1 protein-coding gene is annotated in these 251 nt (G+C 71.3%); it reads left to right on the top strand.

Features of this window, described 5'->3' with window-relative positions:
• A partial coding sequence (locus G5A07_RS21550; RefSeq protein WP_223107818.1) for a LysR substrate-binding domain-containing protein occupies nt 1–251 on the top strand: 251 nt, incomplete at both ends.

The following is a 251-nucleotide window of genomic DNA, read 5'->3' as shown; positions in this document are numbered from 1 at the left end:
GACCTGGGCGGCTTCGACGGGATCCGCATCCGCTCGCCGCAGACCGGCCGCGTGCGCTCCTGGCCGCTGCGCCGGCGCAACGGCGAGGAGGCGCCGATCGAGCTGCGCGAACGCATGACCATGAGCGACCCGGAAGCCACCTGCGAGGTCGCCGCCATGGGCCTGGGCATCACCCTGGTATGCATGCAGCACGCCTATGCCTACCTGGAGTCCGGCGCCCTGGTGCAGGTCCTGCCGGACTGGTACGTCGA

Source organism: Stenotrophomonas sp. AS012628 (genome assembly GCF_010608305.1).
In the GTDB taxonomy this organism is placed as follows: domain Bacteria; phylum Pseudomonadota; class Gammaproteobacteria; order Xanthomonadales; family Xanthomonadaceae; genus Stenotrophomonas; species Stenotrophomonas geniculata.
The sequence above is the reverse complement of the archived record's forward strand: the minus strand, read 5'-3'. Positions and strand labels throughout refer to the sequence as shown.